This window comes from Halocynthiibacter sp. SDUM655004, assembly GCF_026015885.1.
GTDB classification, from domain to species: Bacteria; Pseudomonadota; Alphaproteobacteria; order Rhodobacterales; family Rhodobacteraceae; genus Falsihalocynthiibacter; species Falsihalocynthiibacter halioticoli.
In genome coordinates this window covers 620015-635344 of the sequence record NZ_JAPDUG010000002.1, presented here as the reverse complement: position 1 = coordinate 635344, position 15330 = coordinate 620015, and the positions used below count along the sequence as shown (strand labels likewise).

The following is a 15330-nucleotide window of genomic DNA, read 5'->3' as shown; positions in this document are numbered from 1 at the left end:
TGCCGCGATCGCGGGCAGTTGTTTGCCGCCTGCGCCGCCGTGGATGCCGACCAATTCCGACGACGTGCGGGCATATGCTGACCTGTTGAGGCGCGATGCGGAGACCTATTTTACTGATGTCGAGCGGTACTTCCGTTGCCTAGATCAGCAGAGGCGAGAGGTCTTCGAACAAGCGCGCGTGGTCAGTGGAGACTATGCGCGCGTTCTGGAATTCCTGGACGACATGAGGAAATGATACCCGTCCTCACGTACAGAAAACTGCCGTTCAACAAAGCTGCCGCGAAGGTCGCCAACGCGGACAAAGTGCCCTTTCGCTGCAGCAGCAACAAGGTCTGCTTCCACGTCGTCCTAGGTGCCGCCCCAAAGATATCAATCATGCATATCACCTAAGCTATTCGATCTGGTGCTTGTCATGTCCAAACAGCGGCGCCTCGACGTCACAAGCTTCATTACGCTCAAATTCCAGCGTGGAATGATCAATCCCAAACTCAGCGCCAATTTGCGTCTTTAGCTCTGCCTTGATCTGCTCCAACTGGCCCCATGCAACATCTTCGACGACGACATGCGCATCGAGCGCTGGAGCATTCTCTTCCATCTGCCACAAGTGCACATGGTGGACGTCGCTAACGCCCTCTGTTTGGCGCAAAACGGCCACCACGTCACCTCCATCAATGTCCGGCGGGCTGCCAAGCATCAGCGTCCGGATCGGGCCACCAATCTCAGCGAAGGCCAGGTACAGAATATAGAGCGCGATACCAATCGTGATCGCAGGATCAACCCAACGCATGTCATAGAGGATGATCAGCGTGCCACCGACAATCACAGCGACTGAAGCCAAAGCGTCGGAGAGGTTGTGGAGGAACAAGGCGCGGATGTTCTGGCTGCCCTTCTGCATGGAATAGGTCAACCCCGCCGTCAGGGCATCAACCACCAGTGCCAGTCCCGCGATGATGACGACTGTCCACCCTTTCACCTCAGGAGGCTCGATAAGGCGCATGCCGCCTTCATAGATCAGATAGAGCCCGATCACGATCAGCGTCGTGTAGTTGATCAAGGCCGCCACGGTCTCGATCCGGCCATGTCCGAGAAGTTATGCAGCGCATCCGCGATCAGGGCGAGAGACCCTGCGAAGATGCCGCCGACGATCTGCGCAACCGTCAGAAGACCGTTCGCCCAAATCGCAATTGCTACCCGGCGATCCCCGCTGGACGGGTCCAGATGGGCATGGCTGTGACCATGGTGATCATGCGGCACGGGTCTCTCCCTCATGCTGGTGCGCAATTGAGGCGTCGGGTTTCAGACGGCCTGCGCGGAAGGCCCGCACACGCGCATTCATCCAGTGCCGGATGATGTTCCGATAGAGCCATCCGCGCAAACGCCCGAATTTCTGCTCATGCTCTGCATAGAAAGCGTCGGGCGTGTCGAACGTTCCGAAATCCTGCACGATCCCGGTATCCTGGATATATGTGTCCTGCCCTGTCCACTCGACAGGCGGCGCGTTGAGGCAATCCGTCCCAGCACCGTAACCGCACAGACTCTCGCGGTCGGTAAACGACGATTGCAGAACCTTCAGGAACGCGCTGTCGAGAATGAAGCCTTCGAGATTGATCCACTTGCCGTCCAGTGCGACCTCGATCCACGAATGCAGGATCTCTTCCGGCGCAATCGGGTAGACCAGCTCCGGCACAACACCGCGCTGAAGGCCCTTGTGGATCGTGAACCCGTGGATTCTGCACTTTATGCCCACACCCCGAAGGAGCGCCATAAGGAGCGTGCCCTTCGTATTGCACTGACCATAGCCATCAGACAGCACCTCGGACGCTGGAATGTCGTCGGCGCGGTTGTAGCCGAAGGCGATCTCGTTGCGGATATAGTCATAGATCGCGCCAATCTTGTCGGTGTCGGACAGATCACGCCAACCCCTTGCAGCGATGAGCTCCGCTATGGGCGCCGCCCCAAAATCCAGGATCGGGGTTGCGGTCAATAAAGGGTCATTATGTGCCACGATGGGGCTCCTCGAATCTTTCGAGTACAGAGATAATTGCTACAGTCGCTGTAGGTTCAAGCAAAAACTTCGAATAGTTTTCTGTGCTCACTCACACCCCAATTTGATCGTGCTCGGTCAGACACTCCGAATGGTCTCTTAGCACTTCAAGGACGCGGCATTGCGATGCGTTGCCGCCACTACATTCCTTGACCATGCGTTTCAATTCCGCGCGCAACGCTTTCAAGCGCTCCATTCTCTGCTCAACGAGCTTCAATTGTCGGCGTGCGATCTCATCGGCTTCGTGACAGGGCCGGTCCGGCGCGTCGGACAAATCAAGCAACTCCCGGATCGCGTCGAGCGGAAATCCCAACTGTCTGCTGTGCCGGATGAATGCGAGGCGATCAAGTTCAGCGTCACCATAGCGACGTTGCCCGCCTTCAGTCCGACCAGGTTCCGGCATCAATCCAATCTGCTCATAGTAGCGGATCGTCTGAACCTTGGTGCCGGTCCTCTTCGCAAGAGTCCCAATTGTGAGCATGTCGAAACCCCGTTAATCCTCTAGTGAATGTAGATTTATCTCACTCATGGCGCAACCGCGGAAATCACGTTTTGGCGATCTCTGGCGCGCTCTTTAGAAAACCACTTGAACCTACAGTAGCTAGAGGATGTAAACCGGCTCAAAACCGAGAATCAAACGGGCGAAATAACGTGCGTCTTTCAGTTATTCAGAGACTATTGTGGGGTCTGGCAGGCACAGCGCTTCTTGCCTTTGCGGCATTCCAGTATTTCGAACCTTCGACCGATACCGACGCTAATGCCTCTAACCCTGCGTTTTACGCCGATTTCGAACTGACCGATCATCGTGGATTGGTGCAGACGGATGAGTACTTTGCCGGGCGGTGGATGCTTGTCTTTTTTGGCTTTGCCAACTGCCCAGATGTATGCCCAACGACGCTCGCCGAAGTTGCCGCCGTCATGGAAGACCTAGGAACAGATGCAGAGAAAATACAGCCTATCTTCATCTCGATTGATCCTGAACGCGACACACCCGCTGCGCTGGCCGAGTATGTGCCCTTGTTCAATGCAGGCATCATTGGGCTGACCGGCACGCCGGAGCAGATTGCTGAGACGTCCGAGACCTTTCCGATCTTCTATGAGCGGATCGAGGAGGCCTCAGCACCAAATGGCTACACAATGGGCCACACATCGCATCTATTCCTCTTCGATCCAAAGGCGCGCTTCACCGACTCTTGGGCTTATGGCACCTCTGCCGAAGAGATACTTACCGATCTAAGAGAGAGGCTCTGACCCAAATGAACCGATTATACGGAGAAACTGCCCTCGGGCTGGCTTGGGTGATCGCCCTCATCGCCTCGCTTGCTGTTCTGTTCATTGGCGAAGTGCTGGGGCAGACACCTTGTGTTCTTTGCTGGTTCCAGCGCGCCTTCATGTTTCCACTGGCGATAATTCTTGGGCTGGGACTATGGTGGCAAGATCCGCGTGTTGGTCGGTACGGTGTCGTACTCGCACTTGGTGGCGCAGCAGTGGCTGCTTGGCATATGGGGTTATATGTCGGGATCATACCTGAACGCGTCCAACCTTGTACTGCGACGGGGCCCTCTTGCACTGACGACAACCAGTTGGTGTTAGGCATCCCCATTCCGCTGATGGCCGTTGTTACATTTGCGCTTATTGGTGCGCTTTCAGTCCTATCTCTCAAGGAGAAAAAATCATGAACCGACGCGGGTTGATTATTTCCGTTCTCGCAATGGGTGCTGCCGGTTTTGGTGGGGCCGCGTGGTATGTAAACCAACCAAAACCGTCATCTGAACGTGCGGTTGTCGCGCCAGAGTTGGCGGACGCTTTGATGCGACCATATTCGCCTGTTTTGGGGCCCGCTGAAGCCCCCGTGACCATCGTTGAGTTCCTCGATCCAGCCTGCGAGGCCTGTCGCGCATTTCACCCCGTCGTAAAAGATATTTTGGACAAAAATCCCGAAGCCGTGCGTGTTGTCATACGATACACCCCGTTTCACGGACCGATTTCGGATATAGCCGTCAAGTTGCTAGAAGCGGCCCGGATGCAGGGCAAGTTCGAACAGGTGCTAAATGCTCTAATGGCTTATCAAGACGCGTGGGCGGCGCATGGGGCGTTTGATCAACAAAAGCTGGGAAAGATCGCGGCCGGAGCCGGGCTCGATCTCGAACTTGCGATAGAGCAGATGAAATCACCCGATATCGTGGCAATCGTCAATCAGGACAAAGCGGACGTAGAAACAATGGGCGTTCGCCAGACCCCAACGTTCTACATCAATGGCAAGCCGCTAGATCCGTTTGGAATGGACGAATTGAGACAACAGGTTGACGCCGAAGTAGCTGCAGTTGGCAGCTAGTGGTCAAAAAGGGAACCGCAAAGTGAAGACAGTACTCTATGGCCTGATGGCCGCAAGCATGTTCGCATCAAGCACAGCGACCCCGGTAGAAGCTGGTTCGGAAGACGTTGTCGTCGAAGATGCCTGGGCGCGCGCGTCAATCGGCGTAAACCGTCCGGGTGTCGCGTATATGACAATCCGCAATACAGGCGACGAGGCTGTGATACTTACTGGCCTCCGCACGGATTTGGCGATGATGCCTGATATTCACCAGACATCCACAAATGCCGATGGTGTTAGCTCAATGGCACCTGCAGGCGAGATCGAGATTGCGCCGGGTGAATCTGTGTCTCTGGAACCGGGTGGCCTTCACGCCATGCTGATGCGCTTGCAGCGACCGATGGCCAAGGGCGAAAGCTTTTCCTTGACGCTCGACTTCTCGGACGGTGGTGAGATCGTGGTCGAGGTTCCAATTCTAGGTATTGCAGCGCGCGGTCCCGAGAGCTAATGACCCGACGGTCGATCCTCAAGTATGCCTTCGCTGGCATCGCGGCGATCATCCTGACACTTGTTGTTGGGTGGTGGCAGGTCGATGGCCCCGGCGCGCCCGAACAAGCGGGGTTGCGCCCGGTTGCCCTATCTGAAATGGAATTCCGCCTGACAGATCACGAAGGTAACGAGGTTGGACCCGAAAACCTTATCGGCAGCCCGTCAATGGTCTTCTTCGGCTTCACCTATTGCCCGGACGTTTGTCCGACGACTCTGTCGGATATTTCCGGCTGGCTTGATGACCTGGGCGAAGAGGCGGAGGGAATGAACGTGGTGTTCATCACCGTCGATCCAGAGCGGGATACTGTCGAGGCAATGGCCGAGTATGTCGGCTATTTCCATCCGTCGATCCGCGGGTGGACTGGCCCGGAAGAGGAAATTGCGCGCGCAGCACAGGGCTTCCGCGCACGCTATGGGCGGGTGCCGACCGAAGGTGGCGACTACACCATGAACCACACTGCCAGCGTTTTCCTTTTCGACGCGAAAGGCCGGTTCAGCACCATGATCGACTATCACGAGCCGAGGGAATTCGCAGTGCCGAAAATCCGGCGTGCGCTCAATAGAGAAACTGGGGGGCAACATGAGAATTAGAACAATCGCGGCAGGTTTCGCATTCGTATCGGTGCTGTCGGTGGGCGGGTTGGCAATATCGGGCATCTGGTCGAAGGATCCGATCCCTCCCGGTCTGGCAGCTGCAACCACTTGGTCGCCACCTCAACTCCCGCTTCCCACTTCTATTGAAACGGAAACACCGCAGGTCGCACAAACACGTGTGGAGCCCGCAATACCACTCCAGTCCATGCCACGTCTGGAGGTTGCGAGCGCCGATACTCTCTTACCGACGATAGAACCTCCGCTCTCCAACTGGTCACGCGATATCGCAACCGGCGAGACGCTCGACACCGTTCTTGAAGAAGCAGGTCTCTCAGCGACTGACCGTGCCGAGGTCGCTCTGGCCCTCGGCGCGGAATATGATCTGAGGCGACTTAGGCCTGGGCATTCGGTCACCGTTGTCTCGACGATGGACGGCAGCCCGCGCAGCGTCGCGCTCTCCGTCGAGGACGGTGTGCGGATCGAGGCGATCTTTGGCGAAGAGTTGGCCACGCAGGTCGTGACCCCGGCTCCCGACTTCATAACATCGGCGGGCGAAGCGGTGATCGACAGCTCGCTTTTTGCCGCGCTGGAAGAAGCCGAGATGCCTGCCCGCTTCGCTGTCGATTTGGCACAGATGCTGGGTGGAATCGTCGACTTCCGTCGTGAGGTGACCGGCGGAGAAACGCTTCGGCTACTGTGGCGCGAGGCCCGTGTTGGCGAAGACAGAATTGGTCAGCCGGAACTTACCTTTGCATCGCTGGAGATCGGCGGCGCACTTTATGAAGTTGTCTGGCCGGTAAGCGGTAGCGATCGGGCAACGATTTACGTCAATGGCACGGTTCTCCGCGTTTTTGCACAGCCTGTCGAAGGGGCGCGATTAAGCTCGGTATTTGGCCGCCGTACGCACCCGGTCTACGGCAATGTCCGGATGCACACAGGTGTCGATTTCGCGACGGCAAGCGGAACGCCGGTTCAAGCGACAGCACCGGGACGGATCAGCTTCATCGGCTGGCGGGGCGGCTATGGTCGCGTGGTCGAAATCGCCCACGGCTCAGACACAATGACACGCTATGCGCATCTCAGCGCTGTGCCCGAGGGCCTGGCACAAGGCCAACGCGTTGCGGCGGGAGATGTGATCGGTCGCGTCGGCGCGACTGGCACGGCGACGGGCCCGAACCTGCACTACGAAGTCCTCGTGGATGGACGCCCTACTGACCCCCTCTCTGACGACAGACTTGCCGAAGCGGCTGAGAGCGAAGCGGATGATACAGCCGCGCTTTTGCGTCTGGTCGAGGCGCGGGCGCTTCTGAATGAAAACCTCGGCAGCGACATTGCCGAAACGACAACCGAAAGGCTCTGACCCATGAGACGCATGATCCAAGCTCTTGCCATCACACTCGCCCTGTTACCGGCGGCGCAGGCCCTCGCGGAGGCAACCCCAATAGACGTCCGCAAGACCAATGGATGCGGTTGCTGTCTGTCCTGGATGAATCATCTTGAGGAGAACGGCTTCGCACCAATAGGCCAGGACATGTTCGGCGGCCTTCTCGTGCGCTTCAAACTCGACAACGGAGTGCCGCAGCGCATGGTCTCCTGTCACACTGGGCTCGTGGACGGTTACGTGATCGAGGGACATGTGCCTGCAGCCGACATCCGCCGCCTTCTGAACGAACGCCCCGATGCGGTCGGTCTCGCAGTCCCCGGAATGCCCTATGGTTCGCCAGGGATGGGGCCGGAAGACGAACGCGATGCCTACGACGTCTTCTTGATCCAGAAAGACGGCTCGACCGAAATATTTTCGAGCTACCCAGCAGGGTAACCGAGCCGAATTATGGAAGTCCTTTCCCCAATCTAGCTAACCTATTCAGCCGCTTCAGCGCAGACCGGCCAATGGTATCCAAAGTAGTTACGTTGCAACATGTTGACAGTCAACAAAACACAAGTACTCGGCATACTAGCTGTCGTCGGCGCCGTCGCCACTGATCAGGTAACAAAAGCCTGGGTTGTCGCGAGCGCCGATACCCTAAAAGACGGGATCGCTGTCTTTCCCGGGCTTAATCTCACGTTCCATCGCAATGATGGCGTAACCTTCGGGCTTTTGGGTGGCGCCCCCTGGTGGGGCCTCTTGCTTCTTGCGCTTATCATTTGTGCCTGGCTCCTGATCATGATGCTTCGCACAGAGAGCAGTATAGAAGCGATTGCGTATGGGGCGATCATAGGTGGCGCGCTCGGCAATGTCGTTGATCGCATCCATTATGGAGCCGTAACAGACTTCCTTGATTTTTTCATTGGATCTGCACACTGGCCGACTTTCAACATGGCAGACGTATTCATTGTCGGAGGTGCCGGATTACTGCTGGTGGTACCAGTGATCCAGAGGCACTTCGAGGGCGATCATTGAAGACATTGCCCCAAGTTTCATTCGGCGGATTTTTTGCCTGAGCAACTGTTTCCTCGATTTGCCGGACAAGAAAAATTTCTCGTGCCACAAGTCTGAATAATCTATGTTGGCATTGTAGGTGCCTACTCCGGCGAGCTTGCCGATCGCTCAAGTATTGACTTTTCTAAAGGCACCGCGACAAAACCAAGTTTCGAAATCGAACCAGTAACCACCCGCAGATATTGAATCATAAAGAAGGTTGCTCAAAAAAGGACTTGCTCGGCGCATGCACCTACCAACGCTTACTTTATGCCGAACCTGCCGTGACGCGGATCCAACCCTGTATGATCAAGTGGTATCAACGCTAAAGGCAGCGAATGTGAAGGCAAAATTGCAGCACGTCGATTGCATGTCCGGCTGCATGCGACCACAAACGCTTGCAGTCCGACAGAACGACAAGACTGCTTATCTTTTCGGTGAGATAACTGCTCAAGACCTGCCGGACATCCTGACATTCATCCGGATGTATCAGGAAAGCCCAGACGGTAACTTCGCGGATGCAAGGCCACTTGGAAAGCTGCGTTTCAAGGCTATTGCTCGCATTCCCGCAGATGTGCAGTAAACCACCCGCACCACGATATTAGTAGCTCCTGCGGTGAATTATTGCATTCAGTACAGTGTTGACAGCAGCAGATTTCAAATCAATTTGGCGCTGCGGAACTTAGGCATGCCGGTTTCGTACTTGACCTGCTACCGCCTAATCGGACAGAAACAGTCATTACGGTGCTCAAAGGTGCAAATGCATTAGAGCTGAAACGGGAATGAGGACGGTGGACCAAATCGCGGCACCGAAACCTCAACCGCCCCCGCGACTGTGAGCGGCGAGCTACCTTCCATTTCCACTGGTGCGAGAGTGCTGGGAAGGGGGAAGACGGCATCGACCCGCGAGTCAGGAGACCGGCCGTATATTGAACGTAACTTGCGCCGTCGGGTGTGACGGCAAGGAGGACTATAATGACGACAAACGCTATCAAAGCATCCGCTGTAGGATCAACCATTCTGCCCGCAGTGTTCGCCCTTATTCTGGGTTTGGGTGTTGTTACTGTGACCGGCCATGCTCAAGCTTCTGGCCTGCATGACGCTGCTCACGATGTGCGCCACGCAACTGGCTTTCCCTGCCACTAAGACCATGTTCAGTCGTATTCTGACCAGCGCGTTGTTCGCTGGTGCTGCAGCGGGGCTGATTGCCGCCTTGCTGCAGCTTTATTTCGTGCAGCCTGTACTTCTCCACGCCGAACTTTATGAGGGTGGCGATTTGGTGCATTTTGGCGCTGATCCTGTGACTGCGCATCCCGAGTTGCCCGGCATGTTCGCCGAGCCGGTGCGCGACGGCCTAAGCATCATCTTCACGATGCTGACGTATACTGGCTATGCATTGGCCCTTGTGGCGCTTATGTCGATTGCCGAACAACAGGGTCGTGAGATTAACGGTCGCACCGGTTTGCTTTGGGGCTTGGCTGGCTTTGTTGCCTTCCACTTTGCGCCTGGCTTGTCGCTGGCGCCTGAAGTGCCAGGCGTAGCCGCAGCAGATGTCGGTGTGCGCCAAGTATGGTGGACTGCTACTGTTGCCACAGCTGGCGTCGCCATGTGGTTGATCGCCTTTGGAGGCAACTTGGTGAGCTATCTGATCGCCGCTGGACTGCTGATAGCGCCTCACGTCGTCGGTGCGCCTGAACCCGACACCTTCGCTGGCCCGGTTCCGACCGAGATCGGCGCGCTATTTGCCGCCCGAGCCTTTGGCATCGGCATGGCCGCTTGGGTGTTGCTGGGAAGCTTTGCCGGATACTTCTGGCAGGCTGAAGGCAAACGCGCGAACGCCGCCGCCTGATTCCTTTCCTCTATTGCTTTCCCGCCGGTCACCGCCGGCGGGAGCTTTCATTTATTGAGGAGGACAAAATGTCCCGTTCACTCGCTCTCTTCGCCATCGGGCTGATTTTTGGCGGCGGCGTCGGCTTTGTGATCGCGGCCGGCAGCGGCAGCACCTTTGACAGCCACGACCATGCTGACCCGTCTCAACATGGTAGCAATGCGGAGATGGCAGCCCATGACCACTCTGCTGTCACTAACTTACCGGCCGACAGCAATGCCCCCAGCGTGGCGATCAAGATGATTAAAGATCCGATGGCAGGTTGGAACTTGCACGTGACACCGCAAAACTTCCGATTTTCTCCTGAGAATGCCTCTACTGAGGAAATACTTGGTGAAGGTCACGCGCATGTCTATATCAACGGCGAAAAGCTGGGGCGCCTTTATGCCAACTGGATACACCTCCCATCACTGCCGGATGGCGACGTTGAGATAAAAGTTTCCCTCAATGGCAACAGCCACAGCCCGCTAATGGTTGGGGGCTTGCCCGTCGAGGCCAAACTAATCGTTCAAGCAGACGATGACGGCTCCTGAGCAAAACTCAGATCTTGACTGAACTTCGGTCGCAGGGGCCTTGCGCCCCTGCATTGCCATGGTTTGCATGTCAGGATCGAATGCAATCCTCCCCTGAGCGCATCATTATGGCAAATGGCAATAGCATGAACCAACTCGCTATCGGCTCATTTTACTCTGTGAAAAATCCTTGAATACGCGAAGCGTCTCTTCGCTTACATGATGCTCGATACCTTCAGCATCGTGCTCGGCCACGTCTTTGGAAATACCCAGGGCGATAAGGAACTCCACAACAATTCGGTGCCGCTTTCGACAAGCCTCGGCCAATCGCCGCCCAGCATCCGTTAGGCGTATTGATCGGTAAGGTTCCTGCACAATGAAGCCCTCGCGTTTAAGCCGGGTCAGGTTCTTGGACACAGTGGGCTGGGTCACGCCGAGCCGCTCGGCAATCTCCACGGGCCTCGCTGAACCGTTCTGGTGAATCAGCTCCGCGATCAGCTCGACATAATCCTCCACAACTTCGCTTTGTCGGGCGGCGCGGGCTGCCTCGAAACCGCTCACCTGGTCGTCAGGTTTACGTCCGAATAGTTGTGGTTTCTGATCGGTCATTCTGCTCTCGGTGTCTATTGCTGGTGCGGAACCCTGCTTGCCGCGCCTTATTGTGTATGCACCAGCGACGCGGGCCTTGACAATGACATAGACTTTTCTACAAAACTTAGCCAAGGCTAATAATTATAGACTGAACCATGAAACACCTGATTGCATCTGCCTTGATTGGCCTGCTTCCGCTTAGTGTGGGGGCCACTGCCATTGAAGAAGCCCCTTGGGCACCTCGGGCCGCAGCCTACCGGCTGAGCCTATTCATGGCGAACTTGACACCCGTTCCCTGGGAGAAGATTGAAAACAATTGGACTGCTCCGGCACCCGGCAGCGCAGTTGCGGTGGAGGCACTGTCACGGGTATCGGATAGCGACGCCCAGAACATTCGTGCAGCGCTGGCTGCGGAAGACCGACAGGCCCTGTTTGCTGCCATTACAACGGCATTGGCCAAAGGTATTCTGCAGCACCTAGAGGCAGCCGAGGCGACACTTGGCCAGCCTGAAGCCGCATTTGAGGTTGCGCAGTCTGCGGCCTTGTACCGCGCGTTCGAGGACGGCATCCTGGCGGCGGACAAGCAGGCCGCACACGACCTAGGTCGCGCCTGGCTGGTTCTGAATTCTTCTCTGGGTAGCACCGGTATTTTGAACAATGGCGCTCAAGACCCGAATGTGGCGCGATTTGCTGAGGCGCAAAAAGTTATCGTGGAGTACATTGAGACAAACTATCTGCCCTCCGTTTTTGTCGAACGTGGCAAGCTGACCCCGGCACCGGAGAGCGCAGTGCGCTCCGGTACGCCGGTAGTGTTGCCCGCCACACTCCCACCGGGCTCCAATATTGCTGATCAGCGCGAGCTACCCCGGCTGGTGCTCCAGTTTGAAGAGGCTGGCGAGGATGAGGCCAACCTGCCGCTTGTGGCCTATGGCGACATGCTGTTCGACAGCCCTGAAATCTTTGGTTCCCCAGCACGTGACCTGGGCATTGCCTGTTCAACTTGCCACAACCGGTCCGATGTGAACCGGGATTTCTTTATCCCCGGCCTCTCTAGCCATGCTGGCGGGATGGATGTGGACAGCTCCTTCTTCAATCCGATGTTCAATGACCGGGAAGACGATCACCTGGATACGCCGTCAATGCGAGGCATCCGCTTTACAGCGCCTTACGGGCGTGATGGGCGCGAGCCGAGCCTGCGCAGTTTTGTACGCAATGTGATCGTGACCGAGTTTGCCGGAGCGGAGCCAACGCCGTTCCAACTCGATGCGATGGTCGCCTACTTGCGCGCCTTTGACTTTCTGCCCAACCCACAGATAGACGAGGCCGGGCGGCTGACTGACAAGGCCTCTGAGGCTGCGAAACGCGGTGAGGTACTGTTCAATACCGAATTTGCCGGGCTTGGCGACAGGTCCTGCGCCTCCTGCCACACCCCGGACCGGTTTTTCCGAGATGGGCAGACCTATGACATTGGCTCGGCCGAGCCGCCGTTCCCGGGCGGCACCGCAACCCCATTCGAAACGCCCACATTGCGCAATGTCAACTTCACCGCGCCCTACATGCATGACGGATCGCTGGCGACCCTAGCGGGGGTTGTAGACTGGTTCAACGATACCAAGGATCTGGGCTTGGATGCGGAACAGCGCGCCGATTTAACTGCCTATCTGCGCGCGGTAGGAGATGGTGAGGAGCCCTACCAGCGCTTTGAAGGCCGAGACAGCGTGTTCCGCCTGTCGTGGGAAGAGCTTACCACTTTTGCTTCGACGCTGGACACACTGATCCCGATGCGGGATGCGGAGAACATCGCCGTATTGATTGATACTGTTGCACCGGATCTGGCGGCAGATGCGAGCGTTATGATCAATCAAAACGCTAAGCCAGAAATCTACCGATTTGCCGCAATTCTTCAGGCAGTTGGCGATGCCAGCGCCGCTGGCGACTGGGCTGAGGCGAGCCTCCAGTGGGACGCTTTCAAAACCATGCAAGCCGAGATTGATGAGAGGATGTTCTGATGCTGTCGCGCCGTACCTTTTTGACCACTGTCGCTGCCGCCCTAACAGTGCCAGCAACTGCCTCTGCGGAAGAGGCACTGAAACTCGCCTTCATTCCGCAAGAAAACCCAGAGAAGCTGTTGGGGGATATCGAGGCGATCACTGCCTGGCTGTCCCAGCAGTTGGAGGTTCCAGTCACCGGCTTTGTTACCTTTGATCATGCTGCGGCAGTTGAGGCATTGCGCAATGGTGATGCCGATATCTCCTTCATGGGTGCCTTGCCCTTTGTGCTGGCAGAAGACCAGATCGGGGCGGTGCCACTTCTGTCCGAGGTTTACCGCGGCCAGCCGAGCTATTCGGGCCGGGTGTTTGTGCGCAAGGACAGCGGCATCGAGACGCTGGCCGACCTGCAGGGCCGTGACATTGCCTTTGCCGATCCGGTGTCGGAGTCCGGCTATCTCTATCCGCTCGACCTGTTTGTGCGCGAAGGACTCGTTGCGGATGCAGGCGATGCGGACCGGTTCTTTGGCCAGAAGTTCTTTGCCGGTGGTTATCAGCAGGCAATGCAGGCTATGGCCAACGGGTTAGTGGATGCTGCGGGTGCCAGCCAGTATGCCGATCTTTATCTGACGCCTGAGCAGCAGGCCGAGGTCAGGGTGCTGGGCGAAAGCGCGCAGATCCCCAGCCATGCCATCATTGCCCGGCCTGGTCTAGATGCGGCCTTGCAGGCCCGCTTCGTGGATGCCATGCTGCGCCTGAACCAGGCTGAGAACCAGTATTTGCTGGCCTATCTCTACGGCCCAGACGGCTATGTGGCAGCAGATCCCAAGGTCTATGACGGGGTCAGGCAGATGGCACGCCGTTACGGCTATCTAAAATGACCCAAGCGCTTGCCCTCCATGCTGTGTCGCATTGCTTTGACGACGCTGAGGCCCTGCAGGATGTGTCGCTGCAGGTGGCACCGGGGGAATGTGTGGCCTTGCTGGGGCCTTCGGGCGCCGGCAAGTCGACCCTGCTGGCCTTGCTGGATGGGCGGGTCCGGGGATGGCGCGGTCGGGCTGAGGTACTGGGCAACCGGCTTCCAAATGATCGGGCACCAGAACGAAAAACCCGGCTAGAGACTGGCTTCATCTTTCAGGAGTTCGCCCTGGTTGACCGGCAGAGCGTTTACCAGAATGCGATGAACGGGCGGCTGGGGCGAATGCGCCTCTGGCCGTCGCTTTGGGGGCGATACGGTGCGCAGGATCACCTCAAGACGACCATCGCGCTGGAGGACACCGGCCTAACGGAGTTGGCACAGCGCCGTGCAGATCAGCTTTCAGGTGGTCAGCGCCAGCGAGTGGCCATCGCCCGCTGCCTGGCGCAGGAGCCTGAGTTGATACTGGCGGATGAACCGGTCAGCAACCTCGATCCAGCCCACGCCGAACGCATTCTGGAACTGATCACCAACACAGCGCGAAATCGCGGCATCGCTGTAGTCTTCAGTTCGCATCAGCCAGAGCTTTCGCGGCGCTTTGCCGACCGTATCGTTGGATTGCGCGCGGGCGCGGTGCTGTTTGACAAGCCCTCCGCGATGGTCGGCAACGATGACATCAGCGATTTGTACCATGGAACAGTACCTGGTGACGGATTGCGGGTGGTGAGCTGATGAGCCGGATCTTGGTTTGGATGGTACTCGGGCTTGCTGTGCTGTGGGCTGCAGGAAACGCTGACATCGGCTTGGAAAAACTGCCCGGAGCGGGTCCGAGGCTAGCAGAATTTCTAGGCCGGATGATACCACCGGACCTTTCTGTCTGGCCGGAAGTCCTTACAGGCCTAACCGAGACACTGAGAATCGCCATTCTTGGGACGCTGTTTGCGGTCGTCCTGTCGGCGGGGCTGGCTGTACTTGCGTCTGAGACCCTTGTACCCGCAGCCATCTGGCGCCCGGTACGTGCGCTGCTGGCAGTGATCCGGTCGATTCCGCTGATCTTGGTGGCGATGCTGATGGTGGGGGCAGTCGGGCTGGGCCCACTGCCCGGTATTCTTGCAATCACTTTTCATGCCACCGGCATGCTGGCCAAATTCTATGCTGAAGCAATCGACAATGTCGGTGCCGCACCACTTGCTGCATTGGAAAGCGCAGGTGCCAGCCGAGCGCAATTATTGCGGTGGGCGATCTGGCCACAGATGGCACCAGTTGTGCTCCGCGACACTGTCTTCCGCTTTGAACTGAACCTCCGCGAAAGCTTGATCTTAGGTATCGTTGGCGCCGGGGGCATCGGTCTGTACGTTCAGACTTACGTGCGTTCGTTCCAATACGACAAAGCTGCAACTGTCACGCTTGCCATCATCGCTCTTGTGCTGCTGTTCGAAGGTCTAAATTCGGTTTTACAAAAGCGGTTTTCGTGACGATTTTGATCAAGGAAGGTCGGAAAATTCAGATTTCGCA

The 15330-nt window shown here is 57.1% G+C and carries 19 protein-coding genes, 1 pseudogene and 1 riboswitch; of the genes and pseudogenes, 16 read left to right on the top strand and 4 right to left on the bottom strand.

The features are described from left to right. Positions 1–391: 391 nt before the first annotated feature. The 3 genes and pseudogenes from N9C89_RS10785 to N9C89_RS10775 all read right to left on the bottom strand — a co-directional run bounded on the left by N9C89_RS10785 (position 392) and on the right by N9C89_RS10775 (position 2525). A pseudogene (locus N9C89_RS10785) lies at positions 392–1254 on the bottom strand (cation diffusion facilitator family transporter). After that, positions 1244–2005: a transglutaminase-like domain-containing protein gene (locus N9C89_RS10780; RefSeq protein WP_035253419.1), complete on the bottom strand. Its 762-nt coding sequence runs from the start codon at positions 2003–2005 to the stop codon at positions 1244–1246. The pseudogene N9C89_RS10785 and the gene N9C89_RS10780 overlap by 11 nt, the downstream one beginning before the upstream one ends. Positions 2006–2096: 91 nt before the next feature. Continuing rightward, entirely contained in the window at positions 2097–2525 is a 429-nt protein-coding gene (locus N9C89_RS10775; RefSeq protein WP_035253418.1) for a MerR family transcriptional regulator, read from the bottom strand. Positions 2526–2731: 206 nt separating this feature from the next. Between N9C89_RS10775 and N9C89_RS10770 the strand changes: the two genes are divergently transcribed. The 12 genes from N9C89_RS10770 to N9C89_RS10715 all read left to right on the top strand — a co-directional run bounded on the left by N9C89_RS10770 (position 2732) and on the right by N9C89_RS10715 (position 10341). After that, positions 2732–3295, top strand: coding sequence for an SCO family protein (locus N9C89_RS10770; protein ID WP_046212147.1), 564 nt, complete (start codon positions 2732–2734; stop codon positions 3293–3295). A 5-nt stretch (positions 3296–3300) separates the two neighbouring features. After that, complete coding sequence (locus N9C89_RS10765; protein ID WP_035253416.1) at positions 3301–3723, top strand: disulfide bond formation protein B; 423 nt, start codon at positions 3301–3303, stop codon at positions 3721–3723. Beyond that, the gene (locus N9C89_RS10760; protein ID WP_035253415.1) at positions 3720–4379 is read left to right on the top strand and encodes a DsbA family protein; all 660 of its coding nucleotides are present in this window, start codon (positions 3720–3722) and stop codon (positions 4377–4379) included. Before N9C89_RS10765 ends, N9C89_RS10760 begins: the two co-directional genes overlap by 4 nt. A gap of 46 nt (positions 4380–4425) precedes the next feature. Further along, the gene (locus N9C89_RS10755) at positions 4426–4866 is read left to right on the top strand and encodes a copper chaperone PCu(A)C (RefSeq protein ID WP_035253414.1); all 441 of its coding nucleotides are present in this window, start codon (positions 4426–4428) and stop codon (positions 4864–4866) included. Beyond that, positions 4866–5498, top strand: coding sequence for an SCO family protein (locus N9C89_RS10750; RefSeq protein ID WP_035253406.1), 633 nt, complete (start codon positions 4866–4868; stop codon positions 5496–5498). The genes N9C89_RS10755 and N9C89_RS10750 overlap by 1 nt, the downstream gene beginning before the upstream one ends. 208 nt (positions 5499–5706) lie before the next feature. Further along, complete coding sequence (locus N9C89_RS10745) at positions 5707–6861, top strand: M23 family metallopeptidase (protein WP_370001670.1); 1155 nt, start codon at positions 5707–5709, stop codon at positions 6859–6861. A 3-nt stretch (positions 6862–6864) separates the two neighbouring features. After that, positions 6865–7320 carry a DUF411 domain-containing protein gene (locus tag N9C89_RS10740; protein WP_035253402.1) on the top strand — a complete coding sequence of 152 codons (456 nt, stop codon included), beginning with the start codon at positions 6865–6867 and terminating at the stop codon, positions 7318–7320. 99 nt (positions 7321–7419) lie between these two features. Continuing rightward, positions 7420–7902, top strand: a complete 483-nt coding sequence (gene lspA / locus N9C89_RS10735; protein ID WP_035253400.1) for a signal peptidase II — start codon at positions 7420–7422, stop codon at positions 7900–7902. A gap of 265 nt (positions 7903–8167) precedes the next feature. Beyond that, positions 8168–8503 (top strand): DUF1636 family protein, encoded by a 336-nt coding sequence (locus tag N9C89_RS10730; RefSeq protein WP_035253399.1) that lies wholly within the window; start codon positions 8168–8170, stop codon positions 8501–8503. A 142-nt stretch (positions 8504–8645) separates the two neighbouring features. Next, positions 8646–8862: riboswitch (cobalamin riboswitch) on the top strand. 33 nt (positions 8863–8895) lie between these two features. Continuing rightward, positions 8896–9066: a CbtB domain-containing protein gene (locus N9C89_RS10725; protein ID WP_074964317.1), complete on the top strand. Its 171-nt coding sequence runs from the start codon at positions 8896–8898 to the stop codon at positions 9064–9066. 4 nt (positions 9067–9070) lie between these two features. Next, positions 9071–9769 carry a CbtA family protein gene (locus N9C89_RS10720; protein WP_035253423.1) on the top strand — a complete coding sequence of 233 codons (699 nt, stop codon included), beginning with the start codon at positions 9071–9073 and terminating at the stop codon, positions 9767–9769. A 68-nt stretch (positions 9770–9837) separates the two neighbouring features. Next, positions 9838–10341 (top strand): hypothetical protein, encoded by a 504-nt coding sequence (locus N9C89_RS10715; RefSeq protein ID WP_035253397.1) that lies wholly within the window; start codon positions 9838–9840, stop codon positions 10339–10341. A gap of 138 nt (positions 10342–10479) precedes the next feature. Here the strand turns inward: N9C89_RS10715 and mntR are convergent, their stop codons facing one another. Further along, positions 10480–10929 (bottom strand): manganese-binding transcriptional regulator MntR, encoded by a 450-nt coding sequence (gene mntR, locus N9C89_RS10710; protein ID WP_035253395.1) that lies wholly within the window; start codon positions 10927–10929, stop codon positions 10480–10482. Positions 10930–11066: 137 nt separating this feature from the next. Here mntR and N9C89_RS10705 point away from each other — a divergent pair, with 137 nt between their 5' ends. From N9C89_RS10705 to phnE, 4 genes are read left to right on the top strand one after another with little or no spacing between them, the layout of a single operon-like run. After that, positions 11067–12920, top strand: coding sequence for a cytochrome c peroxidase (locus N9C89_RS10705; protein ID WP_035253393.1), 1854 nt, complete (start codon positions 11067–11069; stop codon positions 12918–12920). Next, on the top strand, positions 12920–13780 hold the full coding sequence (locus N9C89_RS10700; RefSeq protein ID WP_035253390.1) for a phosphate/phosphite/phosphonate ABC transporter substrate-binding protein: 861 nt from the start codon (positions 12920–12922) through the stop codon (positions 13778–13780). Before N9C89_RS10705 ends, N9C89_RS10700 begins: the two co-directional genes overlap by 1 nt. Continuing rightward, a complete protein-coding gene (locus tag N9C89_RS10695; RefSeq protein ID WP_035253388.1) occupies positions 13777–14547 on the top strand; it encodes a phosphonate ABC transporter ATP-binding protein in 771 nt (256 codons plus the stop codon). Before N9C89_RS10700 ends, N9C89_RS10695 begins: the two co-directional genes overlap by 4 nt. Next, positions 14547–15290, top strand: a complete 744-nt coding sequence (gene phnE, locus N9C89_RS10690; protein ID WP_046212119.1) for a phosphonate ABC transporter, permease protein PhnE — start codon at positions 14547–14549, stop codon at positions 15288–15290. The genes N9C89_RS10695 and phnE overlap by 1 nt, the downstream gene beginning before the upstream one ends. Positions 15291–15330: the final 40 nt, after the last annotated feature.

Bases quoted from the DNA above. Each gene is read 5' to 3' on its own strand.
- N9C89_RS10745 (WP_370001670.1), top strand. From the start codon at position 5,707: ATGCCACGTCTGGAGGTTGCGAGCGCCGATACTCTCTTACCGACGATA.
- N9C89_RS10725 (WP_074964317.1), top strand. From the start codon at position 8,896: ATGACGACAAACGCTATCAAAGCATCCGCTGTAGGATCAACCATTCTG.
- N9C89_RS10775 (WP_035253418.1), bottom strand. From the start codon at position 2,525: ATGCTCACAATTGGGACTCTTGCGAAGAGGACCGGCACCAAGGTTCAG.
- N9C89_RS10720 (WP_035253423.1), top strand. From the start codon at position 9,071: ATGTTCAGTCGTATTCTGACCAGCGCGTTGTTCGCTGGTGCTGCAGCG.
- N9C89_RS10715 (WP_035253397.1), top strand. From the start codon at position 9,838: ATGTCCCGTTCACTCGCTCTCTTCGCCATCGGGCTGATTTTTGGCGGC.
- N9C89_RS10740 (WP_035253402.1), top strand. From the start codon at position 6,865: ATGAGACGCATGATCCAAGCTCTTGCCATCACACTCGCCCTGTTACCG.
- N9C89_RS10755 (WP_035253414.1), top strand. From the start codon at position 4,426: ATGGCCGCAAGCATGTTCGCATCAAGCACAGCGACCCCGGTAGAAGCT.
- N9C89_RS10730 (WP_035253399.1), top strand. From the start codon at position 8,168: ATGCACCTACCAACGCTTACTTTATGCCGAACCTGCCGTGACGCGGAT.
- phnE (WP_046212119.1), top strand. From the start codon at position 14,547: ATGAGCCGGATCTTGGTTTGGATGGTACTCGGGCTTGCTGTGCTGTGG.
- N9C89_RS10750 (WP_035253406.1), top strand. From the start codon at position 4,866: ATGACCCGACGGTCGATCCTCAAGTATGCCTTCGCTGGCATCGCGGCG.
- mntR (WP_035253395.1), bottom strand. From the start codon at position 10,929: ATGACCGATCAGAAACCACAACTATTCGGACGTAAACCTGACGACCAG.
- N9C89_RS10760 (WP_035253415.1), top strand. From the start codon at position 3,720: ATGAACCGACGCGGGTTGATTATTTCCGTTCTCGCAATGGGTGCTGCC.
- N9C89_RS10765 (WP_035253416.1), top strand. From the start codon at position 3,301: ATGAACCGATTATACGGAGAAACTGCCCTCGGGCTGGCTTGGGTGATC.
- lspA (WP_035253400.1), top strand. From the start codon at position 7,420: ATGTTGACAGTCAACAAAACACAAGTACTCGGCATACTAGCTGTCGTC.
- N9C89_RS10705 (WP_035253393.1), top strand. From the start codon at position 11,067: ATGAAACACCTGATTGCATCTGCCTTGATTGGCCTGCTTCCGCTTAGT.
- N9C89_RS10695 (WP_035253388.1), top strand. From the start codon at position 13,777: ATGACCCAAGCGCTTGCCCTCCATGCTGTGTCGCATTGCTTTGACGAC.
- N9C89_RS10700 (WP_035253390.1), top strand. From the start codon at position 12,920: ATGCTGTCGCGCCGTACCTTTTTGACCACTGTCGCTGCCGCCCTAACA.